Here is a 26,564-nt window from a genome sequence, read left to right on the forward strand (position 1 = left end):
CACGCGACGGCGTCGCCCGGTGGGTCGGTGGGTCCGGTGGGTCCCGTGGGTCCGGTGGGTCCGGTGGGTCCCGTGGGTCCCGTGGGTACAGGAAAGGTATGAGCGATTGGTCGTCCGTGTCCGGGGAGGGCTATCTGCCCATCGAGGACCACGGCCTGATCGGCGACGGCCGCGGTTGCGCCCTGGTGGGCCGCGACGGCGCGATCAGCTTCATGTGCGTCCCCCGCTTCGACGCCCCACCCCTGTTCTGCTCACTGCTCGACCGGCAGCGCGGCGGTTCCTTCCTCCTGGCGCCGGAAGGGCTGCTGCGGAGCCGCCAGCGCTACGTGCACGAGACCGGCGTCCTGGTGACAGATCTGCTCGCGGGCACAGGAGTCGTCGAGGTCACCGACGCATTCCTCCTCGAGCCCGGCGCGCGCCTGGAGGAAGACGCCCCGGCCGGCAGGGGAGAACTGATCCGGCACGCCAGGGTCACGCGCGGCAGCGTCGACCTGACAGTGGCGGTACGTCCGCACGGCGGCGCCCGATGCGAGCGGTGGGACGGGGAATGGCAGCTGCGTTGTCCCCGGCAGTCCCTGACGCTGTACCTGAACGCCTCCCGCCCGTTGCCCGGCCCCGACCAGCGGTGCACCGTGACGCTGCACGAGGGCGAGGACCTCTGGGTGGCACTGCGCTGGAGCGAGCGACCGGTTCGCGGGGCGAGCCCCTCGATCGATCGCTGGATCGTCGACACCGAAGGAGCGTGGCGGCGCTGGACGGCACAACTGGTCGACGACACGCCGCGCGCGGATCTGGTGCGCCGCTCGGCCATCACCCTCAAGCTGTTGGATCACGTCGAGAACGGCGCCATCGTCGCGGCTCCCACCTCATCGCTCCCCGAATGCATCGGGGGCGACCGGAACTGGGACTACCGCTACGCCTGGATACGCGATGCCGCGTACACGGTCTTCGCCCTTCGCCGGATCGGCCTGCCCGACGAAGCGGGAGGATTCCTCCACTGGGCGTTGAACGCCGCCCAGCGGGAAGGACGGCCGCGCGTCCTGTACGACGTGGACGGTCGGCCACCGCCGGTGGAAGTGATCGATGACGAACTGGAGGGCTACCGCGGCTCCTCGCCCGTGCGCTGGGGCAACGCCGCCTCCGAGCAGGTCCAGCACGACGTCTACGGGGAGATCCTCGACTGCGCCTTCCAATGGGCGGCCACGGGCAGAACCTTGAGTGCCGGCCTGTGGCAGCGCCTCGCCGACCTGACCGAACGGGCGCGCACCGCTTGGAAGACTCCGGACCATGGAATCTGGGAGGTCCGCACCCCCGGACGCCCGTTCACGTATTCCGCGGCGATGTGCCAGGTGGCGCTCGACCGCGCCGCACGACTCGCCACCCGCCTGGATCTCCCGGGTGACCCGACCACATGGGCAACGGAAGCCAGTTACCTCACCGCCCGGATCATCCGCGACGCGTGGGACGAACGCATGGACTCCCTCACCGAGCACCTCGGCCGAGGAGGGGGACTGGACGCCTCGCTCCTCGCCCTGCCGCTGAGGCGCGTCCTTCCCGCCGATCACCCGCGCATGGTCGCCACCACGCGGGCGATCAGCCAGCGGCTCGGCGCGGGAAACGGCCTGCTGTACCGCTACCTGCCGCAGGACTCACCCGACGGACTCCACGTACCGGAAGGGGCGTTCCTGCTGTGCAGCTTCTGGCTCGTGGACAACCTCGCGGGCCAAGGACGCGTCGAGGAAGCCTCCGAACTGTTCGAGAAGCTGTGCTCCTACGCCAGCCCGCTCGGGTTGTTCGCCGAGCAGATCGACCCCGGCGACTTCTCGTTCCTCGGCAACTTTCCCCAAGCACTCAGCCACGTCGGACTCGTCTCCAGCGCCGTCGTCCTCTCCCGCGCTCAGCGCGGCGTACGCCCCGAGCTCTCCACCCACGCCTGGTTCCAGTAAGGACCTGCCGTCAGGGTGTGCGTACGGCCACCGCGTCGATTCCGAAGAGCATGCCGGGACGGCGACGGCGGACGCTGACCGTGTGCGCGGGACGTCGTGAGCGGTTTGTCCACTCGCCTGCCGCCGACGCCATCGGTCGGGCGGGCGTGCGCCCCCCGGCGGATTCGGACCGCCGTACGAGCGCTCCGTCGGGAGCGGGACGCGACCGGGCGAAGTTCGCCAACTGGGCGTCCCCGGTGGGAGCGTGCGGTCTAGCGTGGGTATCCGGTGATCAACACCGGGCCCCGGGAACTGCGGGGGCCGGGACCCACGTACCGAGGACGCCGATGTCCGGACTCCGCGCCGCCCGCCACTCCCCGTCGAGACACGCCGTCACCGGTCCCGGGCGGCAGATACGTCCCCAACTGGTCCGTGCCGCCGTACTGCCCACCCTCGCCGCCGGGCTCAGCGGCGCCGCCGCGGTGATCTTCACCCTCCAGCTCGGCGGCGGCGCCGGCGACCGGGACGCCCGGCTGTGGCCCGTGCTCACCGGCTGCGCCCTGCTCGTCCTCGGCGCGCTCGCCGCCGCCCTGCTCGGGGCCCAGCGCGCGGCCAAGGCGGTCCGGGACCGCTGCGAGGCCCTGCGCCGCTCCAGCGTGCGCGGCCGCCAGGAGCTGCGTACGGCCGCCGACCGGCTGGAGCGCGGCGAGGCCCCGGCCCGTCCGGTGCGCGGCGGCCCGAGCGGGCCACCGCCCGCCACCGATCCGGCCGGGGTCGACGAGTTCTGGCTGCTCGCGCAGGAGCTGCGCGGCGCCCGCGAACTGGCGCACGCGACCCTCGTACGGCTGGCCGCTCCGGCCACTCCGAGCGACAGCGACCGCAAGGTCGAGGTCTTCGTCAACCTCGCGCGCCGGCTTCAGTCGCTGGTGCACCGCGAGATCTCGCTGCTCGACGACCTGGAAGACACGGTCGAGGACCCGGACCTACTGAAGGAGCTCTTCCACGTCGACCACCTCGCCACCCGGATCCGCCGGCACGCCGAGAACCTCGCCGTGCTCGGCGGCGCCACCTCCCGGCGCCAGTGGACCCGGCCGATCGACCTGAGCGAGGTGCTGCGCTCCGCGGTCGCGGAGGTCGAGCAGTACACACGGGTCAAGGTGGTGCCCCCGGCGGGCGGCACGGTCCGCGGCCACGCCGTCGCCGACGTCGTGCACCTGCTGGCCGAACTCGTCGAGAACGCCACCCTGTTCTCCGCCCCCGACACCGATGTGGTGCTGCGGGCGGAGCGGGTCACCGCCGGGATCGCGGTCGAGGTGGAGGACCGGGGGCTGGGCATGCCGGTGGAGGAGCAGCACCGGATGAACGCCCTGCTCTGCCACCCCGACCAGGTCAGCGTCCGGCATCTGCTGGCCGACGGGCGGATCGGCCTGTTCGTCGTCGCGGCGCTGGCCCGCCGGCACGGGATCGCCGTGGAACTGAAGTCCAACATCTACGGCGGCGTGCTGGCGGTGCTCGTGCTGCCCCAGGGGCTGCTGGGCGCGGAGGCACCGAACGCCGCCGACCTGCTGGGTGGTTCGCGGGCCACCTCCTGGGGGACCGGCGAGGGGAGCGCAGTCCCGCCGCTGGAGCCCGTACGACTGAACGTGCCGCCGCGGGCGAGGCCGAGGCCCGATCCCGAGCCGTATCCCGAGCCCTGTCCCGAGCCCTGTCCCGAGCCGTATCCGGTGGCCGCAGCGGTGCCCGCCCCACCGCACGTGCCGGTGTCCGTGCCCGCCGCCCGGGAGGACCCGGACCGGCCGCCCCTGCCCCGGCGCCGCGCCCAGCAGCACCTCGCGCACCAGCTACGGGAAACCCCCGCCCCGCGACGGTCGCCGGAGGCCGACCAACCCGTGCACGACCCGGGCCTGATGGCGGCCTTCCAACGCGGCTTCGGCCTCGCCCAGTCGGAGCGGCAGGCATGAACCGGGAGCCGATCCCCCACCCCACCCCGACCCCGACTCCCCCCTCCACCTCCACCCCCACCCCTCACCTCGGCAAGGAGCTCACCCCCATGGGCGGCGAAGCGGCGACGAAGACAGGCAGCCTCTCGGACCTCGACTGGCTGCTCAGCGGACTGGTCCAACGGGTGCCGTACACGCGCAGCGCGGTGCTGCTCACCGCGGACGGGCTCGTCACCTGCGTGCACGGCCTGGACGCCGACAGTGCCGACCACATGGCGGCGCTGGCCTCCGGACTGTACTCGCTGGGACGCAGCGCCGGATCCCGGTTCGGGGACGGCGCGGAGGTCCGGCAGGTGGTGGTCGAACTCGACACGGCGCTCGTCTTCGTCTCCGCGGCCGGATCCGGCACCTGCCTGGCGGTGCTGGCGGACCGGGAGGCCGACGCCGGCGTGGTCGGCTACGAGATGGCCATGCTGGTCAAGAGCGTACGGCCGTACCTGGCGGCCGCGCCGCGCCGGCCCGTCGCCGACCCGGAGCGATGAGGGGCCGCGCGAGGGGGGCGTACGGACCAGGACCGTACGGGCCGGGGGCGTATGGACCGGGGACGGCGCGGGACACACCCTGGCTGGACGATTCGGCGGGCAAGGTGATGCGCCCGTACACGGCGAGCGGCGGGCGGACCCGGCCCGCCGTGGCGCTCGACCTGCTGTCCCTGGTGACCGCGACCGGGGTCCGGCCGCGAGCACCGCTCGGGCCCGAGCACACGCTCGCGCTGCGGATGTGCGCGGGTGCGGCGGCGGTGACCGTCGCCGAGGTGGCCGGGCAGCTGCGGCTGCCGGCGGTGGTGGTGAAGGTGCTGCTGTCCGACCTGATGGAGTGCGGGGCCGTGGTGGCGCAGGCGCCGCGGTTCCCGGGCGGGAGCGGCACGCTCGCCGCCGACGACCAGTGTCTGCTGCGGGCGGTGCTCGATGGCCTACGCCGACGACTGTGATGACGTCCGCGCCCTTCCCGCGACCCTGAAGATCCTGGTCGCGGGCGGGTTCGGGGCGGGCAAGACCACCTTCGTGGGCGCGGTGAGCGAGATCGAACCGCTGTGCACGGAGGAGTTGCTGAGCGGACTGAGCGAGAGCGCCGACGCGCTGGACGGGGTCGGGACGAAGACGTCGACGACGGTCGCGCTGGACTTCGGCCGGATCACCTTGGACCACGGGCACGTGCTGTACCTCTTCGGCACGCCCGGCCAACAGCGCTTCTGGTTCCTGTGGGAGGAACTGTGCGCGGGAGCGCTGGGGGCGGTGGTGCTCGCCGACACCCGCCGGCTCGATGACTGCTTCCCGGCCGTGGACTTCTTCGAGCGGCGGCGGATCGGCTTCATCGTCGCCGTCAACGAGTTCGACGGCGCCCACCGCTACACGGCCGAGGAGGTCCGCGAGGCAGTGGGGCTCGGGCCGGACGTGCCGGTCGTACGGTGCGACGCGCGCCTGACGGGTTCCGGCACCGCAGTGCTGGCCGCACTCGTCCACCACCTGCTGTCCACGGCGCCGTCCAAGAAGTAGAGCAGTCAAGAAGCAGAAGACACGAAGCAGAAGAGACGCAAGAAGCATCCGGAGTCGGGGGAACCGCCATGACGTACTACGAATCGACCGGTCACCTGTTGCTCACCCCGGTGGACCGTGAGGCACCGGCGCGCGCCGTCCGGTTGCGCGAAATGGGCCTGGGGGAGCGGGTCGACGCGGACCTCGACGCCTTCGCGCGGCGGGTCGCCCACACCCTCGACGCGCCCTACACGGGCGTGAACTTCGTCGGTGAGGAACGGCAGTTCTTCGCCGGACTCCACCACCGCCCGGACGCGGCGGCGAGCGGCTATCCGGCGCGGGTACTGGCCCGCGACCACGGGTACTGCCCGCACGTGGTGGTCCGGCGGCGGGCGCTGGTGCTGGAGGACGTACGGGACTTCGCGCGCTTCGCGGGCAACGCGGTGGTCGACGAGAGCGGGGTGCGGTCCTACCTGGGCGCCCCGCTGACGGACCGGCGGGGCGTCGTACTGGGGACCGTGTGCGCGGTGGACGTGGTGCCGAGGCGGTGGGGGACCGCGGGCCTGGCGACGGTCAAGGCACTGGCGGCAGAGCTGGTGGAGCAGCTGCACGCCCGGGAGGACCGGCGCGGCTGACGGCCGCCGCCGGCTCGTCCGGTCGGGCGGCGGTCAGCGCAGGAACGCGGTGATCCGCCGCCGCACGGAGCCTGCGTCCAGTCCGTGGGTGGCGGTGTGCTCGTCCGTCGAGCCGTAGCGGCGCGGCTCGGCGCGCCCGACCCCGAGCGGCAGGATCCGGTGCCGGACCTCGGCGAGCACGGCGCCGGCCGCCGCCGAGGAGGTACCGGCCAGGTACGGCTCGACCAGGACGACGTCCGGCGTGGCCCGCCCGGCGGCGGCGCGCGGGGCCGCGTCGTCGAAGGGTGACATCGAGGCCCTCGGTCGCGGCGAGGACGTTGCCGAGCAGCGGGCCGACCGCGATCACCACGCCCGCGCGTCCCTCTCGTACCGTCTGGGAGCGCAGGTCGCCGAGGGGGCGCGGCGTGTCGTTCGACTGCTGGGTGAGCCGGACGTACGCCTTGTCGTCCCCGGCGGCGTAGGCGTGGCGCAGCAGTGCCTCGGCCTCGTCCGGGTGCCCGGGCACGTGGACGGTCCAGCCGTCGTCCGGGTGGTGTCCGAGGGGCGAGTCGTAGGACCCAAGCCGCTGAGCCAGTCGACGGGGAAGAACCCCTTGGCGGCGAGAACGGCGTAGTAGGCCATCGGCCCGTGCCCCTTGGACAGCAGGAACCGGTCCCGCCCGTCGTCCTCGGCGCTCTCGGGCCCGACGCGCAGCACCCGGTCGTAGAGCACCCACAGCACGTCGAGTGTGGAGGTGGCGGCGGGCCCGTGCTTCTCGGCTCCGGTCATGAGCGAGAGGAGACGGCCCAGATGCTCATAGCGGAACCCCGTGTCCGCGGTTGCCTGTGTCATGCAGCAACCATGCGCCCTCAAGCGGACTTGAGGTCAAGCCCCGACCGGCCCGTACGTCCGACGGGGCGGGTACGGGAAAGGTGCGCGCGACGACCCCGGGAAGTGCGGTATTGTTCTCGTGCCAGTTCAACCCGGAGGGAAACCCCAGGTCAGCGGGCATCGGGACGTGGCGCAGCTTGGTAGCGCACTTGACTGGGGGTCAAGGGGTCGCAGGTTCAAATCCTGTCGTCCCGACTCGAAAGAGTCGCAGATCAGGGCCGTTTTGGAGCAATCCAAAACGGCCCTTTGATCGTTTTGGGACCGGCGTCGGCGAACCAGGTCAGCCCCGTGTGCCGGAGGTCGTGGCGCCGCCGGTGCTCGTACCGGAGCGTGGTGACCACCTCGTCCCAGTGGGTCGCTTCGCGTAGGACCGCCGTGATGGCTCACGCGGCGTGAGGCGACACCGCCCGTCGGCTTGCGTTCCGACTCGCCCGAACGGTGCCGGGCGCGACAGCATGGAGAGATGGCGGTCGGCGGGATGTCGTCGGGAGAAGGTGATACGGACAGTGACCAGACATCGCTTTGCGTTCTGCGGGGCTGAGCTCGCCGCTGTCTATGTGCTCGCCGACCAGGGCCAGGAACTCCATCTCGCCGAGCTGACCGGAAACCGCGGCGTCCTCTACGGACTGCCCGCGATCCTCGCCGTGGCCAGCCATTCGCCCGCCGCCAATGCCTTCCGCTCCGGCCGCCCGCTGTGGCTGACCCCCAAGGAACTCGCCACGTTCATCGAGGATGACCCCCACCACTTCCCCACCCGGGTCCGGGACGGTGACCCCCACTCGCCGGCCAGGATCTCGCTGGGCGCGCTGCCGCTGGGACACGGCGACCAGGGGCTCGGGTGCCTGATCGTCGCCGGCGAGGTTGGGGACGGCTTCAGCGCCGACGACCGCAGCCTTCTGGAGCTCTACGCCGATCAGGTGACCGCCGGACTCGAATCGGTCGCCGCTCGCTTCGCCGGACGCAGAGCCCCGCAGGCACATCTGGGCCAGTCCCTGGTGCCTGACCAAGGCGGCGCGTTCATCCTGGAACTGAGCACCGGCCGCATGGAGGCCCACGCGCATGTGCTGGAACTGCTCGGTCTGCCTCCCGAGCGGTTCGACGGGCAGGTGGAGACCCTGCTCGCCTGCGCCGTCCCCGACGACATGCCCGCACTGATGGCGATCGTGGAGCCGGACCGGCTGGCCGCCGGACAGCAGCTGGCGTTCCGTATCCGCCGCCCGAACGGCGAGCTGCGCTGGCTGGGACTGCGTTGCCGTGTGGAGGTGGACGCCGATGGCACGCCGCAGCGCGTCCTGGGTGTGGTGGCCGATGCCACCTATCTGCGCCCCAGCGCCGACGAGGTCTCCCTCGTGCAGCGGCTGTCGGCCACGCTGGCGGGAGCGGTGACCATCCGAGAGGTCAGCCGGCTGGTGGTCGCCGCCCTGCGCGAGCCGCTCGGCGCCTCCCGGGTCGCGGTCGGCGAACTGGAGGCCGAGCGGCTCGTAGTCACCGCCCTCGACCCTCCGGAGCCCGATGCCTGGCCCGAGGCCTGGCGCTCGGAATGGCGGTCCGAGTGGCCCGACGCGTCGCTCAGCGACCTGCCCACCCTGCAGAGCGCGCTGCGTGGGGGGCATATGAGTCTGTGGCCGCCGGGCGCGGCTCTCGAACGCGGTCTACTGGGCGTCGGGCCCGGTGGTCTCGCGGTGCTGCCGCTGCCCGCCGAAGGCCGGATGGTCGGGGTGTGCCTGGTGGGGTGGGACGCGGAGCACCGGTTCGGACCGGAGGAGCGGTCGCTGCTGACCGCGACCGCGGGGTTGGTGGGACAGGCGCTGGTGCGCGCCCACGCACTGGACGCGGGCCACGAACTCGCCACCATGCTCCAGCGCAGTCTGCTGCCCCGTAAGCTCCCGGAGCTGCCGGGCGGGGTCGCTGTCGCCCGCTACCTGCCCGCGACGGCGGGACTCGAGGTCGGTGGCGACTGGTACGACGTCATTCCGCTCAGTGACGGTCATGTGGCGTTCGTCATCGGGGATGTACAGGGGCACAGCGCGGGAGCCGCCACCATCATGGGCCAGATGCGTACGGCGGTCAGGGCCTACGCGGTGGAGGGCCACCCGCCCGACGTGGTGGTCGCGCGGGCCAACCGTCTGCTCGTCGGAATGGAGACCGATCTCTTCGCCACCTGTGGGTATGTGGACTTGGACATGGAGGAGGGCATCGCCAGGGTCGTACGGGCCGGCCATCTGCCGCCGATACTGCGCCATCCCGACGGCGTCACCGAGGAGATGGAGGTCGAGGGAGGGCCCCCTCTGGGAGTGATCGCGGAAGCCGAGTTCCCCATGACCGAGGTGGGGCTGGTCCCCGGAACCCTGCTCGTTCTGTTGACGGACGGCCTGGTCGAGTCCGCCAGGCTGCCTCTGGAGGAGGGCATGCGGCGGGTGTGCGATGTGCTCGCCGCGGCCAACCCGGTCGATGCCGGGAGGGTCGCCGACGAGTTGGTCGTCGGTGTGGGCCGTCGCGACGACGATGTGGCGGTGCTGTTGCTGCGCTACGACGGCACACGGGGCCGGCCGATGCGGAGCCACTGGACGGTATGGCGGGTGCCCAACGCGGTCATGCACGCGCGCCGCTTCACCGCGCGCACCATGCGGTCCTGGGGAGTGGTGGAGGAACTCGACGCGGCTCTGCTGGTCGTGTCCGAGCTGGTCACCAACGCCATCGCGCACACCCAGGGCAAGGTGGGGATGGATCTGACGCTGTCGACGGACCGGCTGCGGATCGCCGTGAACGACGCGTCGCCGCGCAGCCCCGTCAAACCGGTGTCGGTGAGCTGGGAGTCGACCGGCGGTCGCGGGCTGCTCATCGTCGAGGCGACGACGGTGGCTTGGGGCTCGGTGCCGCTCAGCGGCGGCAAGCAAGTGTGGGCCGAGATCCCCTGGCGCCGTGCGAGCGACTGACGCACAGGGTGAGGCGTCCTGGTCACGGGCCCCAGGAACCTCAGGAGCCTCGCCATACGTCGTACCGGGCATGATCGTCATACCTGATGCCCCGACCGCCGAGTTGTACGCACAGTGGTCCCGGGCCGGTGCCCGCACCGATCCGGCCGAGGCCGAGCCGCTCGCGCTCCACTGTGTGCGCCGACTTGCCGCCGATCCCGGCGGTGAGTCGGCGCATGTGTGGGTGGCGGGGCTTGCGGAGATGGTCCGCTATCTCGCCTGGCGGCCGCGGCCCGAGACGGCGCGCGCCGCTGTCGCCGCGCTCGTGGCCGCCGCGTCGGCGCTGGACGCGACGGACTGCGGACACGAGGCGCATCCGTACGAGGAGGAGCTGGAGCACCTCTCCGAGGACTCCTGGGGATCGGTGGGGGCCGCCGCCGGCTACCTGATCGGGGAGCACCCCGAACACCCCCGGCGGGAGGGCGAGCTGTGCCCGAGCAATGTCGCGGGCATCGCACGCGTCACGGCCGATGTGATCGCGCCGTTCTCGGCATCCGGAATACCCGAGGTGGTGCCGCAGGAGCATGCGCAGTCGGTGCGGGACCTGAAGGAGATCCTCAACGACTACCCCGTCATCGAGCCCGCTCCCGAGATCGAGTCCAACACGGGCTACCTGTCCGACCGTCCCACCCGGGGCGCGCTCGCGGGGTACGTCCTCACGCAGCATGTGACGGTTCCGTACGCCGTCCACCGGATCACCCTGCGTCCGGTCTTCGACGCGATGATCGAGGGCCTGGAGCGGGCGCTCGGGCTGCTCGGCGATGCGGGCGGCTGTGCGCACGCGGCCGGCGAGCACCCCGACGAGGACGATCTGTACTACGAGTCGGTGGCCGAGATCGGCTTCCATGTGCGCAGCCCCGGCGGGCGGGCCGAGCTCGCCGGATGGCTGGACGAACCGGCCGACGTATGGGTGTGCCCGGACTATCTGCGCCGCCTCGCCGAGGAGTCGCTGGGTGAACTGCGCGCCGCGCACGAGGAATTGTTCGGCGTACGCGACACCAGCGGCCTGGACGCCGCGTTCGTACGGCCCGACGGGCACCTCGACATCGGTGCGCTGACGCGGACGTTCGTCGACGCCGACGACCTCGACGACTCCGGTGTCGTGGGCCAGAACGCCGGCCTGTGGGCGGCACGCCGGCACGCGGAGGCCACCGACCCGCACGAGCGGCTCGTTCTGCTTCACCTCGCCCTGTGGGCCGCCTCGGTCTTCGACCTGCCGTACGGCGTGGGGCGCGAGGTGCGCGCCTTGCTGCGGGGTGTCGACCCCGAGCCGCTCGACCATGACTGCCCCCACGGCGACGGTCATCCGGACGCGGATCTGCGGGAGTCCGGGCACCGGCGTGAGGTGTTCAAGGCGCACCTCGATCACCTCTACGCCCCGGCGGAGTTCGGTGCGCCGGACGGCGCGTACCCCGTCGGCGTATGGGCCTGTGCGAGCCTGCTCGCCGACTGGGCGCGGGACCCGGTCGTCGCGATGGACGAGCGGTACGAGGAGATGGACGAGGAGGACGACGATGACGGATCGATCTTCCGCTGAGCGGGCGGACGAACTGGTCGACGCCTGGGACGAGATGAGGGAGTACGTCGACCACGAACCGCAGACGTACGAGCGGCTCGTCGTCGAGTGCGCCAGTGAACTGGCCGCCGATCCGCGCGGGCCGCTCGCGTACAGCTGGACGCTGGGTCTGGTCCTCGCGCTTCCGTACCTGGCTACGAGGAAACCGGAGGACGGTGACGTCGGGGCGGCGTTCGACGCGGCGCGGGCCGTCGACAGGGCGCTGCGGGACGCGCCCTGCACGCACCAGGGCCACCCCTTCGGGGCCGACTTGGAGGGGGAGCTCGGCAACATGGCGGACGTCCTGCGGGAGCTCGCCGACGACGGGAGGCCCTGGACGGACCTCAGGCCGCGCGACGCATGGCTGTGCCCGCGCAACGTCGCCGGGCACGCGCGCGTGGTGATGGAGTCGCTGCGGCCCGGCTCGGCCGGCGACGTACCGCCGTTCCTGCCGTTCGAGGACCGGTACGAACTGGAGGGGCTCACCGCGATCACGGAGGGCTATCCGCTCGCCAGGACTTTCGACGTGGCCTGGGACCTCTCCTTCGCGGCCTCCGCGCTGCGGGAGGCGGCGGACGACGAGCTGGCCGGCCGGGTCTTCGTGGCCACCGCCGTCGCGTGGTACGTCGAGGCCGAGGCGGACGACGCCGACGCGCGCCAGCTCGTCGACGAGCTGGCGGACGCCTTCGAGCGCGCGATCGGCCTCCTCGACGACGGGCCCTGCCCCCATGGCGCGCATCCGGACCTTCCGAGCGACACCACCGAGGCCCTGTGGGTGGGCATGCACCTGGCGAGCGCCCGCGGCCGCGCGGCGTACGCGAAGTGGCCCGAGCCGTGGGCCCCGCCCCTCGACACCGCCCTGTGTCCGGCGTTCGTCGCGGCCACGGCCCGCGACTCCCTGACACGGCTGAGGAGCGCCTGATGACGTACGAGCGACTGGTCCGCTCCTGGGGACCTGAGCAGCGTCGGCGGACGCGGGGTCTTGGGACGGAGGAAGGGCCCCAGTGACCTGAGTCAGAGATTGGGTTTCAGTTCGGCATGAGCCGTCCGGCAGCCGTGCTGGTTCGACCGGTTGCGGGGTATGCCGCTGCTCTTGGTCGGTCGGGGAAAACGCTTGGACTGCGTGGGCGCCCTTGCGGGACACTGCGATTCCTGGCCTGCCGGTCCAACAACATGTGGGGTGGGGATGGGATCGCCCGAATTACGTGATGGTTCACCGCGCCGGGGCTCGGTGCTCCTCGCGCTTCGTTGCTATGGACGGGAGTTGGCCCGGCTCCGATGGCTGACGGTGCCCGCGATGCTGCTTCCGGCGCTGGGCAACATCGGCATCCACTACATCGCACCGCTGATCGTCGCGAAGCTCGTCGGCCGAATCGCGGGGGACGCCGATACCGGTATCGGCTCGATGCTGCCCTATGTCCTCGGCTTCGCCGGAGTCCTGTTGCTCGCGGAGACGCTGTGGCGCGTCGGACTGCACTGCCTGAACCGCGTTGACGCCCGCGGCGTCGAGCACCTGTACGTGATCGGCATGGAAGAGCTGTTCGCCAAGGACGCCGCCTTCTTCCACGACAACTTCGCCGGGTCGCTGACCAAGCGGGTGCTGAGCTTCGCCTCCCGCTTCGAGGAGTTCGTCGACACGCTGACGTTCTCGGTCGTGGGCAGCTTCGTGCCGCTGCTGTTCGGATCGGTGGTGCTGTGGCACTACGAACCGCTGCTCGTCGTGGGGCTCCTGGCGATGATCGCACTGACGGCGTTGTGTGTGACGCCTCTGATCCGTCGCCGCCAAGCCCTCGTCGACCAGCGGGAGGAGGCGATCGCCCGGGTGTCGGGTCATGTCGCCGACAGCCTGATGAACATGGACACCGTCCGGGCGTTCGCCGCCGAGGAGCGCGAGGCCGCCGAGCACCGGTCGCGGGTCGCGGAGTCGCGGCGGCTCATGCTGCGTTCGTGGGACTACGGCAACCTGCGCATCGACACGCTGGTCGCGCCGATGTCCGTGCTGACCATCACGCTCGGCCTGCTGCTCGCCATCGCGCTCGCCGGGGGAGGGCACGGCGTGGAGCCGGTCGTCGTCGCCTTCACCTACTACACCAACGCAACGCGGATCATGTTCGAGTTCAACCAGATCTACCGCCGCCTGGAGAGCTCGATGACGGAGGCCGCGCAGTTCACCGAACTGCTGCTGACGCCGCCGACCGTGCTCGACCCGGTGTGCCCGGAACCGCTGCTGTCCCAGGCCGCCGACGTGCGCTTCGAACAGGTGACCTTCGGTCATGCCGGTGCGGAGCCGCTCTTCAAGGGCCTCGACCTGGTGGTGCCCAGCGGGGCGAAGATCGGTCTCGTGGGCCGGTCCGGCGGGGGCAAGACCACGCTCACCCGGCTGTTGCTGCGGATGACGGACATCGACGCCGGCCGCATTCTGATCGGGGGGCAGGACATCAGCAAGCTGACTCAGGCCGACCTGCGCAGCTTGATCGCCTACGTGCCGCAGGACCCGGCGATGTTCCACCGCACGCTGCGGGACAACCTCGCGTTCGCCCGACCGGACGCCACCGACGCCGAGATCCGCCGCGCCGCCGAGGCGGCGCACGTCACGGAGTTCGCCGACGCGCTTGCGGACGGCTTCGACACCTTGGTGGGCGAGCGCGGGGTGAAGCTGTCCGGCGGACAGCGCCAGCGGGTCGCCCTCGCCAGGGCGATCCTGCGCGACGCGCCGATCCTCCTGCTCGACGAGGCGACGAGCGCCCTGGACTCCGAGAGCGAGATCCTCGTCCAGGAGGCGCTGTGGCGGCTCATGGACGGGCGGACGGCGCTCGTGGTGGCCCACCGACTGAGCACGGTCGCCACCATGGACCGGCTCGTCGTCCTCGACCGCGGGCGGATCGTCGAGCAGGGCACGCACCAGGAGCTGCTCGCGGCCGACGGCGCTTACGCGAAGCTGTGGCAGCACCAGTCGGGAGGCTTCCTCGACGACACGCCCGCGAGTGCCGACCTGCACTGACCCGAGCGGATGTACCCCCAGGGATGTACGGCCGCCGCCGACCTGCATCCAGGGGGTGATGGCAGCCGCGCCCACCCTCCCTAGCGTGGAGGCATCAGCGCGCGACGGTCCGTCGCGGTGAGATGTCGACAGAGGGAATCCGGTGAAACGCATATATCTGGCGGGCGTTGCTGTTGCCGTCGCCATGGCCCTGGCAGGGACCTGTACCGCGACCGCCCAGGCCGACCCCGGGGCGGTTCAACCACCTGGCGCCACACTCGTGTTGCCCGAGCCGTCCGGGCGTCATCCGGTCGGCAGGGCCACGGTCCACCTGACGGACGAGGGCCGGGCCGACCCGTGGGTGCCTCTGGGCGACCGGGAGTTGATGGTCTCCCTCTGGTATCCGGCCGTGAGGCCCTCGGACACGCCCGCGCCCTACATGACCCCCGCGGAGTCCACGCAGTACACGCAGGCCAATCGACTGGGCCTGCCGCCAGAGCTGTTGAGCACCGTGGCGACCCACTCCACCATTGACGCCGAGCCGTCGAGGATACGGGGCGGGCTGCCCCTCGTCGTGCTGTCACCGGGCTTCGGAATGCCACGCGCCACCCTCACCGGGCTGGCCGAGGAACTCGCCAGCCGTGGGTACGCCGTCGCCGGGGTCGGACACAACTACGAGGCCAGCGGCATCTCGTTCCCCGACGGGAGCACGACCTCCTGCGTGGCGTGCGAGAACAGGGACTACCCCAAGGTCGGCGCCGTCCGGGCCGAGGACATCTCCTTCGTGCTCGACGAACTCACCGGAGAGCGGCCGGCGTGGAAGGGGGGCGCACTCATCGACACCGACCGGATCGCCATGGTCGGGCACTCGGCCGGCGGCTTCAGCACGGTTCCGGCCATGCTGCGCGACCCGCGCGTCAAGGCGGGGGTCAACATGGACGGCAATTTCCACTTCCCCAACGACACTCCGCTGGACCGGCCGTTCCTGATGCTGGGCAAGCCCAGTCATGTACCCGCCGGCCCCGATCCCACGTGGGACGAGACCTGGGCCGAACTGACCGGCTGGAAGCGCTGGTTGACCGTCGACGACACCGAGCACCTGTCCTTCACCGACCTGGCGCCCCTGGCCAAGCAGCTCGGCATCCCGCTCCAGGACCTGGACGGTGATCGTACCGACACCATCACCCGGGCGCACGTCACCGCGTTCGTGGACACGCACCTGCGCGGGAGGAACGCGCCGCTCCTGGACGGCCCGTCGGCGCGCTTCCCGGAAGTGCGGTTCCACCGGCCCTGAGGAGCTGGAACATCGGGCTGCGGCAGTACAGCGGGCACACGCGCTTCAGGGGTCCCAGCCGTTGCGGCGCCGCCAGGAGGATGCCGGGCCGCGTGGTTGCCGGTGGAACCGGGCGGGGGTGGGGCATGGGAAGGCCTCCGGCGTCTCAGCGCACCGTCAGGCCTGGCCCACGGGGCGGCCCTCGTGGAGTTCGAGGGGCCCGGTGCCCTGCGCGAGGGCGGTGAGGCAGGCCTCGATCTGGCGCCGCAGCAGCGGTTTGACCAGGCCGCGCAGCTCCTCCCGGCGCGCGGTCCGCCAGCCCAGGAGCTCCGTGGGCTGGAGGCGGATTTCGGCGAGGGTGGTGGGGTCGAGGACGCCGCCGTCGTAGAGGAAGCGGATGCGGGCCGGGTGGCCGGGGCGGTGGGCCCAGTTGACGGCGAGGAGGCGCCCGGGGGCGAGGTCCAGGCCGATCTCCTCGCGGACCTCTCGCGCGGCGGCGGTACGGGGGGTCTCGCCGAGGTCGCTGTCGACACCGCCGCCGGGGAGCAGCCAGCGGCCCGGGTCGCCGTAGCCGGGCCGGACCAGCAGGACCGCGCCGTCCGCGTCGGTGAACACCACGTTCGCCGCGGTGAGCGCCTTGGGCCGGACGGCGAGGTGACCGGCGGCGTCGAAGGCGCCCGCGTGCTCCAGGGCCGCGCGCTGCGCCGGGTCGAACCCCGCGGGCGAGCCGGGCTGGGGGACGCCGTCGACCAGATGCGCGATCGAGCCCGAGTGCAGCGCCGCCAGGCCGGCGCGCAGTCGTGGCGCGACGCGGGCGGGGAGCGCGGCGCAGGCGTCCTCGGGGGTGAGCCAGCGGGCCTCGGTGACCTCTCCGTCGGGGAAGGAGATCGCCTCGATCAGGGTGGGGGTGAGCGGTCCCACGAGGTGCGCGTGGACGACGATCGAGCGCCCGAGCGGGCCCGGCGGGCAGGAGTCGACGGCCAGCAGCCGGCCGACGGGGACCGCCAGATCCAGCTCCTCCTCCAGCTCGCGGGCCAGGCCCGCCTCCGGGGTCTCGGTGTCCTCCACGGTGCCGCCCGGCAGTTCCAGGTCGTCCTTGTAGGAGGTGGTCAGTACGAGGACCCGCCCTTGGGGGTCGAGCACGATCCCGGTGGCGGCGACGAGCGGGGACGGCTGGGCGGCGTAATAGGCGCGCACGGAGTCGGGGGAGGGGCGCGGCGGCGGGCGGTCGGGCACGGGGGCGGGCTCCTCTGGGGCGGACGCGGGCGAGGCGCAGGCGGGGCGGAGGTTGCGCTGAGACGATCCGGTGGCCGGTGCGGCGGGCAGTACGCCGCATCAGTACCACGCCGGACCCCCAGAACCCCGGCGCCCCCTCCCCTCAGGCCCGGGCGAGCAGCATTCCGCCCATCGTGACCATGGTCGTGGCGACCAGTCCGTCCAGTACCCGCCAGGCGGACGGCCGCGCCAGCAGGCCGCTGAGCAGCCGGGCCCCGTAGCCCAGCGTGCAGAACCAGACCAGACTCGCCAGGACGGCCCCGATGCCGAAGGCCCAGCGCAGGTCGCCCCGGTCTGCGGCCAGGGAGCCGACCAGCAGGACGGTGTCCAGGTAGACGTGCGGGTTGAGCCAGGTCATGGCCAGGCAGGTGAGGACCGCCCCGCGGGCGGACCCGGCGACGGCGCCCCGCGCGGTGAGCGCCGCGCCCGGGGTGGGGCGCAGCACCCGGCGGGCCGCGAGGACCCCGTAGCCGATCAGGAAGGTGCCTCCGGCGATCGCGACGGCGGTCAGGGCGGCCGGCCAGGCGGTGACGAAGGCACCGACCCCGGCCACGCCCAGGATGATCAAGGCCGCGTCGGACAGGGCGCAGATGGCGACGACGGGGAGGACGGCGTGGCGGCGCGCGCCTTGGCGCAGGACGAACGCGTTCTGCGCGCCAATGGCGACGATGAGGGAGAGGCCGGTGCCGAAGCCCGCCAGGGCCGCTGTGGTGATGCCGTGTGTCATGACTCGACCGTAGGCAGCGCGTCGGTCCCCGTACAGCTAAAGATTTTTACGTACCATTAGCGACTGTGATGGAAGAACTTCCCCTCGAGCAGGTACGGACGCTGCTCTCCGTGGTCGACGAGGGCACCTTCGACGCGGCAGCCGCCGCCCTGCACGTGACGCCCTCTGCCATCAGCCAGCGCGTCAAGGCGCTGGAACAGCGCACCGGCCGCGTGCTGCTCATGCGGACGAAGCCGGTGCGGCCGACGGAATCCGGACAGGTCGTGATCCGGTTCGCACGGCAACTGGCCCGGCTGGAGCGGGACGCCCGCGCCGAGCTCGGCATGGGGCTGGGCGAGGGGCTGGGCCCCGTCCGTCTGCCGATCGCGGTGAACGCGGACTCGCTCGCCACGTGGTTCCTGCCCGCGCTGACCGGGGTTCCGCAGGACCCGCCGGTCTGCTTCGAACTGTACCGCGAGGACGAGTCCCATACGACGGCGCTGCTGCGGGAGGGGCAGGTGATGGCGGCGGTCACCTCCTCGCCCGACCCGGTGGCGGGGTGCACCGTACGGGCGCTGGGGCTGGCGCGCTACCTGCCGATGGCGAGTCCCGGCTTCGCCGCCCGGTATCTGACGGGACGCCCGGAGCGGGACCTGTGGGAGGCGCCGGTGATCGTCTTCGACCGGCGCGACGACCTCCAGGACGCCTTCGTGCGGGCGCTGACCGGCGGCGGTGCGGGCGCTTCGGCCGCACGGCACCAGGTGCCGACCTCGGAGGGGTTCCGCGACGCGGTGGCCGCCGGACTGGGGTGGGGCATGGTGCCGGAACAGCAGGCGGAGCCGCTGGTGCGGGAGGGGGCGCTCGTGCCGATCGCGCCGGGGCGGCCGCTGGACGTACCGCTGTACTGGCAGCAGTGGAAGCTGGACTCGCCGGCGCTGGCGGTGACCGCGCGGGCGATCACGGAGGCCGCGGCGCAGGCCCTGCGCCCGGTGACGGGCTGATCGGCGACGGCTGCCCGGACACGGTCGGCGTCTTCGTCGACCGTGGCTGACGCGGCAGGGAAGGACGGCAGGGAAGGACGGCAGGGGGACCGCGCCGCAGATTGCCGGGACCTGGCATGAACGCGGCAAAGAGCGGCCCCCATCGTGACCCCCACACCGGAAAGGGACCGCATGAACGGAAACCCGCAGTACCACGCCATCGCGCCGGCGTCGGCGACGCTGCTCCTGCTGCCTCTTCCGCCGGCCGTCCTGGCCGGGCGGACGCCCGCCTGGGTCCGGGCCCGCGTCGCGGAACCGCGCTGGTACGCCCTGGCGATGACCGCGGTGTGGCTGCCCGCGCCCTTCAACGCCCTGCCGCGGATGGCGGGCGCCGGGACCGGCGTGGTCATGACGTGCACGGTGGTGTCCGTGGCCTGCGCCGCCACGGCGGTGGCCCTCTTCGCCCGCGCCGCCCGCCGCGCCGGCGCGGCGGCCCGGCCGTAGGCGCTGTCCGGGTACGGCGAAGGCCTGGTGGGGCGGCGGTGGTCGCGGTGGCACACTGGGCGCTGATCCGCCGAAGGGGAGTACGCCGTTGTCCATGTTCAGCAACCTGCGCAGGGCCGTGCGCCGCGGCTACCGCCGGGCCGTCGACCTCAGCCACCCGGCCCGCTCCCCGCTCGGCAGCGCCGTGGTCAACTGCGTGGCCTACCAGAACGGCATCCGCCAGGACGGCTGCACCGAGACCGAGGAGGCGCTGCACCGGGTCCGCAAGACCGGCGACGGCTTCGTCTGGATCGGCCTGCACGAGCCCTCGCAGGAAGAGCTCGCAGGCCTCGCCACGCTGTTCGGCCTGCACCCGCTCGCCGTCGAGGACGCCGTCAACGCGCACCAGCGGCCCAAGGTGGAGCGCTACGACGACACCCTCTTCGCCGTCTTCAAGACCGTCCGCTACGTCGACCACGACGAGCTGACGGCGACCAGCGAGGTGGTCGACACGGGCGAGTTGATGGCTTTCGTCGGGCAGGACTTCGTCATCACCATCCGGCACGGCGGCCGCGGCACCCTCGGCCCGGTCCGGGAGGCCCTCGAAGCCGAGCCGGAACAGCTGGCCATGGGCCCGGCGGCCGTGCTCCACGCCATGGCGGACCACGTGGTCGACGACTACCTGGCCGTCACGGACGCCGTGCAGCGCGACATGGACGCCGTCGAGTCCGCCGTGTTCAGCGAGGACGGCGGCCGGGGCGACGCGGGCCGGATCTACCAGCTCAAGCGGGAACTCCTCGAACTGCGGCGGGCGGTGGCGCCGCTGGGCCGGCCGCTCGAGCAGCTCGCCACGCAGCCGATACCGGTCATCGCGCCGGAGATACGCGCGTACTTCCGCGACGTGGCCGACCATCTGACCCGTGCCACCGACCAGATCGGCGCCTACGACGGCCTCCTCGACTCCATCCTCCAGGCCCACCTCGCGCAGGTGACGGTCGCCCAGAACGAGGACATGCGCAAGATCACGGCCTGGGCGGCGATCATCGCCGTCCCGACGATGGTCTGCGGGGTCTACGGCATGAACTTCGAGTACATGCCCGAACTGCGCTGGACGTACGGATACCCACTGGTCGTCGGTGTCATGGCGGTCGCCTGCTTCACCATCCACCGCCGCTTCCGGCGGGCCGGCTGGCTCTAGGTGTATTGATCACGAGCGTTGTTGACACTCGGCAGGTCTTGAACATGTAGACAGCGTCTACTTCTGGCGGAACGGTGACGCCTGTCCGGCGAAGTGGACGCGCCGGTGTCTGTTGGCGCGCCGCGATATCTGGTAGGAAAGTTTCCTAACGGAATCGGGACGCCTCAACCACCGTACGGAGGCCTTGTGTTCACCCCTCACCGCAAGACGATGACGATCGGCGCGCTCCTCGCCGCCGCCCTGCTCACCGCCCCTGTCGCGGCGCACGCCACCGCCGACCCGGCGGCGACCCCCGCGACCCGGGCCTCCGCCGCCGCGGCGGCGGTCGGGCTCGACGATCCGGCGAAGAAGGAGATCGCCATGCAGATCGTCTCCAGCGCGGAGAACTCCACGCTGAACTGGAAGGCGCAGTACAAGTACATCGAGGACATAGACGACGGCCGCGGCTACACGGCCGGGATCATCGGCTTCTGTTCCGGCACCGGCGACATGCTCGACCTCGTCGAGTACTACACGCAGGTCAAGCCGGGCAACGTGCTCGCCAAGTACCTGCCGGCCCTGCGCAAGGTCGACGGAACCGACTCGCACGCCGGCCTCGACCCGAACTTCACCCGGGACTGGGCGAAGGCCGCCCAGGACAGCGCGTTCAGGAAGGCCCAGGACCGCGAGCGCGACCGGGTCTACTTCAACCCGGCCGTCAAGCAGGGCAAGTCGGACGGGGTCGGCGTACTCGGCCAGTTCATCTACTACGACGCCATCGTCATGCACGGCGACGGCACCGACTCCACCAGCTTCCGCAACATCCGCAAGCGGGCGATGTCCAAGGCCAAGCCCCCCTCCCAGGGCGGCAACGAGGCCGTCTGGCTCGGTGCCTTCCTCGACGCCCGCGTCTGGGCGATGAAGCAGGAGGAGGCGCACAGCGACACCAGCCGCGTCGACACCGCCCAACGGGTCTTCCTGAAGAAGGGGAACCTGAACCTGAACACGCCGCTCGACTGGAAGGTCTACGGGGACTCCTTCCACATCGGCTGACCGCCGCCCGCACGCTGCCCGGGGCGGGCCCCCTTCCCGCCCCGGGCCCCGCGCCTCAAAGCGCCGGCACGGCGGCGCACCCACCATCCGCCGGCCACCGCCGCACCCGCCAGGCCGTACGCCACCTCCACCGTCGCACCGCCCAGCGCCCGCCCGCCGACGTACGCCGCCGCGCCCGCGACCGCGACGCCCAGCCACTCGGCGCGACCGTCCAGCGCCACCAGGGCGACCAGCGGCAGCGCGTACCAGGAGTACCCCGGGGTCATCAGCAGGAAGGCCGCCCCCGTTACCAACAGGGCCGCGCTCCAAGGGCATTCGGGATCACCCCGCCGCCAGACGTACGCCACCACCGCGAGCATCCCGAGCGCCACCGCCGGGATCGCCCAGGCGTCCGGGAGCACCAGCCGCAGCAGCGCGTACCGCCCGCCCGCGCCCGGGTCCTCGTACCCCTCCTCCTCGGAGTAGCCGCCCAGGTAGCCGAACACCGAGGACCGCGACGCCGACACGTACGGCAGGTACACCAGCCCCACCACCGCGGCCGCGGGCAGCAGCACGGCCGCCGCGTCCCGCCACCGCCGTACGCCGGCCAGCGCGCCCGGCAGCAGCACGGCCGGCAGCAGCTTCGCCGCGACCGCCAGCCCGAACAGCGCGCCGCCGACCACCCGTCGGCGCGCCACCGTGCCCAGCGCGGCCACCGACAGCAGCACGGCGAGCACGTCGACGTGCGCGTTGTTGACCGCCTCCACCGCCACGGCCGGGCACCACGCCCAGTACGCGGCCGCGGAAGGGTCCGCGCCCCGGCGGCGCAGGACCGCCAGCAGCGCCCCCGTGACGCCGAGGGAGAGCAGGGCCCCGCCGCACTGCAGCGCCTTGTGGCGTACGTCCGGCGGGGAGAGGGCGTGCACCAACGCGAAGTAGCCCTGCGCCACCGGGGGATAGACGGTGTGGACGGTCGGGCGGTTGATCCGCGTGCAGATCCCGGGGCCGACCGGCACCCGGTCCGGTCCGGCGCAGGCGGCCGTACCGCGCGGGAACAGCCAGTCGTCGCGCAGGGCCCGCAGGGCGGGATCCGCCGGGGCGTGGTCGTAGGGGGAGATCCCGGCGGCCTGGACCCGGCCGTCCCAGGCGTAGCGGAAGGAGTCGCTGCTCGTCAGCGGCGGCCCGGCCAGCCCGGCGGCGGCCACCGCCACGGCGCCGGCCGCCACCAGCCGGGCCGCGTGACGGCGCGGCACCCGGCGCAGCGACCAGGCGGCAACGCCGAACAGGGCCCAGGCGGCCGCGTACCACCAGAGGAGTCCGGCCGGATCGGTGGCGTAGCCCGGGTGCCGGACGGCCGGCACCAGTACGGCGGTCAGCGCGGCGAGCAGCAGCAGGGTCACGGCGACCGGGATCCGGGGGCGGGCGTGGTTCATGCCGTCAGCCTGGCAGCGCGGGCCGGTCACGAACGCCCGACCCGGCCCGGTGTCCGCGTTCCGTAAGGTGTCGGACGGCCCGTGGAGGGCCGGGCGGCGGTTGTGAGGTACCGGTCGGCCGTCGCCGCGACCGCGGTGCGGTACTCACCGGACACCGCCGAGTTCCGCGAGCCGGGCCGCGAAGGCCCCCGCCGGGGCCTGCGCCGCCACCAGCCCGGCGTCATCGGCGGTGTCCACGTCCCGCAGCAGCGGCAGCCGGCCGATCCGCAGCCCGGCGGCGCGCAGCCGCTCGTACTGCACGGCGCCGGTCTCGGGCACGGACATCGGTACGCCGCGCAGCAGGGCGGGATCCGGGACCGCGAGGCCCAGCGCCCAGAACCCGCCGTCCACGGCGGGCCCGAACCAGGCGTCGTACGTCGACCAGCCCGCCGGTTCCGTCACGCCGGCCAGCAGCTCCGGCGTGACCTGGGGCGTATCCATCCCGATCAGCAGCGCGGGCCCGGCACACGACCCGAACGCCGCCGCGAGCCGTTCGTCCAGTGTCCCGGCCGCCTGCGGGAGCACCTCGAAGCCGGGCGGCAGCCAGGGTCCGGGCCGCCCTTCCAGGACGAGCACCCGCCGCCCGGCCGGAGTCGCGGCCACGGCGGCCAGGGTGTCGGCGAGCGCGGCCTCGGCCAGCGCGGCCGCCTCGGCGGGGGTGAACGGCGGGGTGAGCCGGGTCTTGACCCGTCCGGGCAGCGGCTCCTTGGCGATCACGAGCAGCGTGGTCACCGGGGTGGCCGGGGTCATCGCCGTGTCCGGGGTCACCGGGCACCTCCGGCGGGGGTGGCGCCGTCGCCGTGCGCGACGGGCGGTTCCGCGAGGATCCGGCTCATGTCACGCACGGCCTGCCAGGTGCCGCGCCAGGTCCCGGTCACCTTGGACTTCCCCGACCGGGGCAGGTACGGCACGTCCACCTCCCGGATCCGCCAGCCCTCGTCCGCCGCCCGGACCACCATTTGCAGCGGATAGCCCGAGCGCCGGTCGGACAACCCGAGCGCGAGCAGCTCCTCGCGCCGTACGGCGCGCAGCGGGCCCAGATCGCGCAGCTTCAGGCCGGTCCGCCGGCGCAGCAGCCGGGCCAGCACCAGGTTCCCGGCCCGTGCGTGCGCGGGCCAGCTGCCCCGGCCGCGCGGCCTGCGCCGGCCCAGGACGAGATCGGCCTCACCGGCGGCCACGGCGGCCACGAATCCGTCGAGCAGCCCGGGATCGAGGGAGGCGTCGCAGTCGCAGAAGCAGACGAACTCCGCCTCGGCGGCGAGCAGTCCGGCGTGGCAGGCGGCGCCGAAACCGCGCCGGGGCTCGGACACCACGGTGGCGCCCAGCGCGCGGGCGACGTCGGCGGAGCCGTCGGTGGACCCGTTGTCCACGACCAGGGCCCGCCAGCCGTCCGGGATCCGGGCGAGCACCCACGGCAGGGCCTCGGCCTCGTTCAGGCAGGGGAGGACGACGTCAACACTCACGGTCACGGTCACGGGTCCCACGGTAGGAATCACCGGCCCGGAAAAGGGCCGTGGACTCCTTACGAAACGCGGACGTCGACCCGACGGCCCCGGTGCGGCCCTTCCGCGAAGGCCCCCGGATGGCAGGCTGGACGGCATGAGCATGGACGCGCCGCCTGAATGGTGACCTGTCAACGGTGACAGTGCGCGTACGCAGGCTGCGCGCCAAGGTCGAGGAGAGTCCGGGGCGGCCGCGCCTGATCCAGACGGTGTGGGGTGTGGGCTACCGCTTCGAGCCGGTCGCCGCAACCGGGCCGGAAGGGGAGCGGGCGTGAAGGACCTCCCGCTCATCGCCCTCTTCGCCCTCGGCGGGGCCGCCTGCGCCGGGATACTCGGCGCGGTCGTGCTCCGCCTGGTGCGCCACCGTTCGGCGGGCCGTCTCCCTCACGGTCATCGCCGCCGTCACCGTCACGGCCATGCCGGCCGGCACGCCGGCCGTCGCCCAGGCCATGTTCCTCTCCGCGCACGACCTCGGCGTGGTGACCCTGCCGCCGCTTCCGGGCGGGTCGGCGTAACCCCCAGGGCTCCGCCCCGGACCCGCGCCTCAAACCCCGCCGGGGCTGGAGGTGGCGGCCGGGCGTTGGGGGGCGTGGGCGAATTGCCTCATGCCCGTCGCGAAGTCGGTCCGGGGCCGCCAGCCCAGGTCGGCGCGCAGCCGGCTCGAGTCGGCCGTGATGTGGCGGACGTCGCCGAGCCGGAACTCCCCGGTGATCACCGGCGCCGGGCCGCCGTGGGCGGCCGCCAGGGCCAAGGCCATCTCCCCGATCGTGCGCGGATCGCCGCTCCCGGTGTTGTACGGGGTGCAGCCGCCCGGCGCGACGGTGCCCAGCGCCTCCAGCGCCACCACGTTGGCCTCCGCCACATCGCCGACATGGACGAAGTCCCGCCGCTGCGCCCCGTCCTCGAAGACCCGTGGGGCCTCGCCCCGGGCCAGCGCGGAGCGGAAGAAGGAGGCCACCCCCGCGTACGGGGTGTCGCGCGGCATCCCCGGCCCGTACACGTTGTGGTAGCGCAGCGACACCGCCCGGCCGTCCACGCACCGGGCCCACGCGGCGGACAGGTGCTCCTGGGCGAGCTTCGTCGTGGCGTACACGTTGCGGGGGTCGGCGGGGGCGTCCTCACCCACCAGGCCGGGCGTCAACTCCGCCCGGCAGGACGGGCATCGGGGTTCGAAGCGGCCTTCGGCGAGATCGGCCGCGCGGCGCGGCCCCGGGCGGACGACACCGTGGCGCGGGCACGCGTACCGGCCCTCCCCGTAGACGACCATCGACCCCGCCAGGACGAGGCCGCGCACCCCCGCGTCGGCCATCGCCGCGAGCAGGACCGCCGTCCCGAGGTCGTTGACGGCGACGTACCGCGGCGCGTCGGCGAAGTCCTTGCCGAGTCCGACCATCGCCGCCTGGTGGCACACGGCGTCCACCCCGCGCAGGGCGGCCCGTACGGTTTCGGGATCGCGTACGTCTCCCCGAAGGAATCCCGTGTCGGGCACCGGTGGCGGGACCGGGTGGGCGGCGGGGAGCAGCGCGTCCAGGACGACGGGGTCGTGCCCGCGCCGGCGCAGTGCCGTGACGATGTGCGAGCCGATGAACCCGGCTCCTCCGGTGACGAGTACACGCATGAGACGGACGCTACGGAGCGTCGGCCGCGTCCGGGTCCCGCCACGCTCTCGCGCAAGACTTCCGTCACCCGTCACCCCCGTCGCATCCTCACCAGGCAGGCCCGCCGGATCCCTCCCGTGAACCCCAACTCCCTTTCGCACCAAGGGCGCTGGCCTGTATTGGATGCCGCGAAACGGCTTGAGCGTGCCGTAAGGAGGGCATAAGTCCGGCCCGGCCCCGTTCCGCTGGAGGGGCCGTCGATCCCGTCCGTAGGGGGGACTCGTGCACTACTACGTCGACGTCATCAAGCGCTACGCGGACTTCTCCGGCCGTGCGCGCCGCCAGGAGTACTGGATGTTCGTCCTGTGCAGCATCCCGATCGTCGCCGTCCTCATGGCGGTCGACTTCGCGCTGGGGAGTTACCCGGTCATCACCTGGATCTACAGCCTCGCCGTCTTCCTTCCGAGTCTCGGCCTCAGCGTCCGCCGCCTGCACGACATCGGCAAGTCCGGCTGGTGGTACCTCGTCGGCCTGATTCCGTTCGTCGGCTGGATCTGGCTGCTCGTCCTCATGGCCACCGAAGGCCACGCCGGACCGAACGTGTACGGCGCGAACCCCAAGCAGGTCCACGCCTGAGCCACCGATCCACCC

Annotated in this window: 24 protein-coding genes, 1 tRNA gene and 2 pseudogenes; 18 read left to right on the forward strand and 9 right to left on the reverse strand. The window is 72.6% G+C overall.

The window, feature by feature from the left end; all coding sequences use genetic code 11:
• The first annotated feature begins 98 nt into the window (after nucleotides 1-98).
• From ACWDYJ_RS20880 to ACWDYJ_RS20905, 6 genes are all read left to right on the forward strand, one after another.
• Nucleotides 99-1,946, forward strand: coding sequence for a glycoside hydrolase family 15 protein (locus tag ACWDYJ_RS20880; RefSeq protein WP_451567071.1), 1,848 nt, complete (start codon nucleotides 99-101; stop codon nucleotides 1,944-1,946).
• 326 nt (nucleotides 1,947-2,272) lie between these two features.
• Nucleotides 2,273-3,886, forward strand: a complete 1,614-nt coding sequence (locus ACWDYJ_RS20885; RefSeq protein WP_451567072.1) for a sensor histidine kinase — start codon at nucleotides 2,273-2,275, stop codon at nucleotides 3,884-3,886.
• 89 nt (nucleotides 3,887-3,975) lie between these two features.
• On the forward strand, nucleotides 3,976-4,407 hold the full coding sequence (locus ACWDYJ_RS20890; protein WP_451567104.1) for a roadblock/LC7 domain-containing protein: 432 nt from the start codon (nucleotides 3,976-3,978) through the stop codon (nucleotides 4,405-4,407).
• Nucleotides 4,408-4,514: 107 nt separating this feature from the next.
• Complete coding sequence (locus ACWDYJ_RS20895) at nucleotides 4,515-4,856, forward strand: DUF742 domain-containing protein (RefSeq protein WP_451567073.1); 342 nt, start codon at nucleotides 4,515-4,517, stop codon at nucleotides 4,854-4,856.
• Complete coding sequence (locus ACWDYJ_RS20900; RefSeq protein ID WP_451567074.1) at nucleotides 4,834-5,421, forward strand: GTP-binding protein; 588 nt, start codon at nucleotides 4,834-4,836, stop codon at nucleotides 5,419-5,421. The genes ACWDYJ_RS20895 and ACWDYJ_RS20900 overlap by 23 nt, the downstream gene beginning before the upstream one ends.
• 68 nt (nucleotides 5,422-5,489) lie before the next feature.
• Entirely contained in the window at nucleotides 5,490-6,035 is a 546-nt protein-coding gene (locus ACWDYJ_RS20905; protein ID WP_451567075.1) for a GAF domain-containing protein, read from the forward strand.
• Between the two features lie 33 nt (nucleotides 6,036-6,068).
• Here the strand turns inward: ACWDYJ_RS20905 and ACWDYJ_RS20910 are convergent, their stop codons facing one another.
• Nucleotides 6,069-6,326: a hypothetical protein gene (locus tag ACWDYJ_RS20910; RefSeq protein WP_451567109.1), complete on the reverse strand. Its 258-nt coding sequence runs from the start codon at nucleotides 6,324-6,326 to the stop codon at nucleotides 6,069-6,071.
• 232 nt (nucleotides 6,327-6,558) lie between these two features.
• Nucleotides 6,559-6,866, reverse strand: a pseudogene (locus ACWDYJ_RS20915) (transketolase); the annotation flags it as partial.
• Between the two features lie 160 nt (nucleotides 6,867-7,026).
• On the opposite strand from ACWDYJ_RS20915, the gene ACWDYJ_RS20920 reads away from it, so the two are divergent.
• Nucleotides 7,027-7,100, forward strand: a tRNA-Pro gene (locus tag ACWDYJ_RS20920).
• A gap of 65 nt (nucleotides 7,101-7,165) precedes the next feature.
• Here the strand turns inward: ACWDYJ_RS20920 and ACWDYJ_RS20925 are convergent.
• A pseudogene (locus tag ACWDYJ_RS20925) lies at nucleotides 7,166-7,282 on the reverse strand (integrase); the annotation flags it as partial.
• A gap of 78 nt (nucleotides 7,283-7,360) precedes the next feature.
• Here ACWDYJ_RS20925 and ACWDYJ_RS20930 point away from each other — a divergent pair.
• From ACWDYJ_RS20930 to ACWDYJ_RS20950, 5 genes are all read left to right on the forward strand, one after another.
• A complete protein-coding gene (locus ACWDYJ_RS20930) occupies nucleotides 7,361-9,841 on the forward strand; it encodes a SpoIIE family protein phosphatase (protein WP_451567076.1) in 2,481 nt (826 codons plus the stop codon).
• Between the two features lie 70 nt (nucleotides 9,842-9,911).
• Nucleotides 9,912-11,417 carry a hypothetical protein gene (locus tag ACWDYJ_RS20935; protein ID WP_451567077.1) on the forward strand — a complete coding sequence of 502 codons (1,506 nt, stop codon included), beginning with the start codon at nucleotides 9,912-9,914 and terminating at the stop codon, nucleotides 11,415-11,417.
• On the forward strand, nucleotides 11,395-12,357 hold the full coding sequence (locus ACWDYJ_RS20940; RefSeq protein ID WP_451567078.1) for a hypothetical protein: 963 nt from the start codon (nucleotides 11,395-11,397) through the stop codon (nucleotides 12,355-12,357). The genes ACWDYJ_RS20935 and ACWDYJ_RS20940 overlap by 23 nt, the downstream gene beginning before the upstream one ends.
• 264 nt (nucleotides 12,358-12,621) lie before the next feature.
• Nucleotides 12,622-14,436 (forward strand): ABC transporter ATP-binding protein, encoded by a 1,815-nt coding sequence (locus tag ACWDYJ_RS20945; RefSeq protein WP_451567079.1) that lies wholly within the window; start codon nucleotides 12,622-12,624, stop codon nucleotides 14,434-14,436.
• Between the two features lie 259 nt (nucleotides 14,437-14,695).
• Entirely contained in the window at nucleotides 14,696-15,709 is a 1,014-nt protein-coding gene (locus tag ACWDYJ_RS20950; protein ID WP_451567080.1) for an alpha/beta hydrolase family protein, read from the forward strand.
• A gap of 156 nt (nucleotides 15,710-15,865) precedes the next feature.
• Here the strand turns inward: ACWDYJ_RS20950 and ACWDYJ_RS20955 are convergent, their stop codons facing one another.
• On the reverse strand, nucleotides 15,866-16,924 hold the full coding sequence (locus tag ACWDYJ_RS20955) for an NUDIX domain-containing protein (protein ID WP_451567081.1): 1,059 nt from the start codon (nucleotides 16,922-16,924) through the stop codon (nucleotides 15,866-15,868).
• 142 nt (nucleotides 16,925-17,066) lie between these two features.
• Nucleotides 17,067-17,690, reverse strand: coding sequence for a LysE/ArgO family amino acid transporter (locus ACWDYJ_RS20960; RefSeq protein WP_451567082.1), 624 nt, complete (start codon nucleotides 17,688-17,690; stop codon nucleotides 17,067-17,069).
• A gap of 68 nt (nucleotides 17,691-17,758) precedes the next feature.
• On the opposite strand from ACWDYJ_RS20960, the gene ACWDYJ_RS20965 reads away from it, so the two are divergent.
• From ACWDYJ_RS20965 to ACWDYJ_RS20980, 4 genes are all read left to right on the forward strand, one after another.
• Complete coding sequence (locus ACWDYJ_RS20965) at nucleotides 17,759-18,670, forward strand: LysR family transcriptional regulator ArgP (protein WP_451567105.1); 912 nt, start codon at nucleotides 17,759-17,761, stop codon at nucleotides 18,668-18,670.
• Nucleotides 18,671-18,841: 171 nt separating this feature from the next.
• Nucleotides 18,842-19,153 (forward strand): hypothetical protein, encoded by a 312-nt coding sequence (locus ACWDYJ_RS20970; RefSeq protein WP_451567083.1) that lies wholly within the window; start codon nucleotides 18,842-18,844, stop codon nucleotides 19,151-19,153.
• Nucleotides 19,154-19,247: 94 nt separating this feature from the next.
• A complete protein-coding gene (gene corA, locus ACWDYJ_RS20975) occupies nucleotides 19,248-20,330 on the forward strand; it encodes a magnesium/cobalt transporter CorA (RefSeq protein ID WP_451567084.1) in 1,083 nt (360 codons plus the stop codon).
• A 210-nt stretch (nucleotides 20,331-20,540) separates the two neighbouring features.
• A complete protein-coding gene (locus ACWDYJ_RS20980) occupies nucleotides 20,541-21,362 on the forward strand; it encodes a chitosanase (RefSeq protein ID WP_451567106.1) in 822 nt (273 codons plus the stop codon).
• On the opposite strand, the gene ACWDYJ_RS20985 is transcribed toward ACWDYJ_RS20980, so the two are convergent.
• The 3 genes from ACWDYJ_RS20985 to ACWDYJ_RS20995 form a co-directional block, all read right to left on the reverse strand.
• The gene (locus ACWDYJ_RS20985) at nucleotides 21,335-22,774 is read right to left on the reverse strand and encodes a glycosyltransferase 87 family protein (protein ID WP_451567085.1); all 1,440 of its coding nucleotides are present in this window, start codon (nucleotides 22,772-22,774) and stop codon (nucleotides 21,335-21,337) included. The two genes, ACWDYJ_RS20980 and ACWDYJ_RS20985, sit on opposite strands and share 28 nt — an antisense overlap.
• Before the next feature lie 144 nt (nucleotides 22,775-22,918).
• Complete coding sequence (locus tag ACWDYJ_RS20990) at nucleotides 22,919-23,563, reverse strand: TIGR04282 family arsenosugar biosynthesis glycosyltransferase (protein WP_451567107.1); 645 nt, start codon at nucleotides 23,561-23,563, stop codon at nucleotides 22,919-22,921.
• A gap of 14 nt (nucleotides 23,564-23,577) precedes the next feature.
• The gene (locus tag ACWDYJ_RS20995; RefSeq protein WP_451567086.1) at nucleotides 23,578-24,288 is read right to left on the reverse strand and encodes a glycosyltransferase family 2 protein; all 711 of its coding nucleotides are present in this window, start codon (nucleotides 24,286-24,288) and stop codon (nucleotides 23,578-23,580) included.
• A gap of 143 nt (nucleotides 24,289-24,431) precedes the next feature.
• Here ACWDYJ_RS20995 and ACWDYJ_RS21000 point away from each other — a divergent pair, with 143 nt between their 5' ends.
• Nucleotides 24,432-24,590, forward strand: coding sequence for a winged helix-turn-helix domain-containing protein (locus tag ACWDYJ_RS21000; RefSeq protein ID WP_451567108.1), 159 nt, complete (start codon nucleotides 24,432-24,434; stop codon nucleotides 24,588-24,590).
• Nucleotides 24,591-24,859: 269 nt separating this feature from the next.
• Here the strand turns inward: ACWDYJ_RS21000 and ACWDYJ_RS21005 are convergent, their stop codons facing one another.
• Entirely contained in the window at nucleotides 24,860-25,933 is a 1,074-nt protein-coding gene (locus tag ACWDYJ_RS21005; protein WP_451567087.1) for an NAD-dependent epimerase/dehydratase family protein, read from the reverse strand.
• A 262-nt stretch (nucleotides 25,934-26,195) separates the two neighbouring features.
• On the opposite strand from ACWDYJ_RS21005, the gene ACWDYJ_RS21010 reads away from it, so the two are divergent.
• The gene (locus ACWDYJ_RS21010) at nucleotides 26,196-26,549 is read left to right on the forward strand and encodes a DUF805 domain-containing protein (protein ID WP_451567088.1); all 354 of its coding nucleotides are present in this window, start codon (nucleotides 26,196-26,198) and stop codon (nucleotides 26,547-26,549) included.
• Nucleotides 26,550-26,564: the final 15 nt, after the last annotated feature.

The organism is Streptomyces sp. NPDC003042 (genome assembly GCF_053591315.1).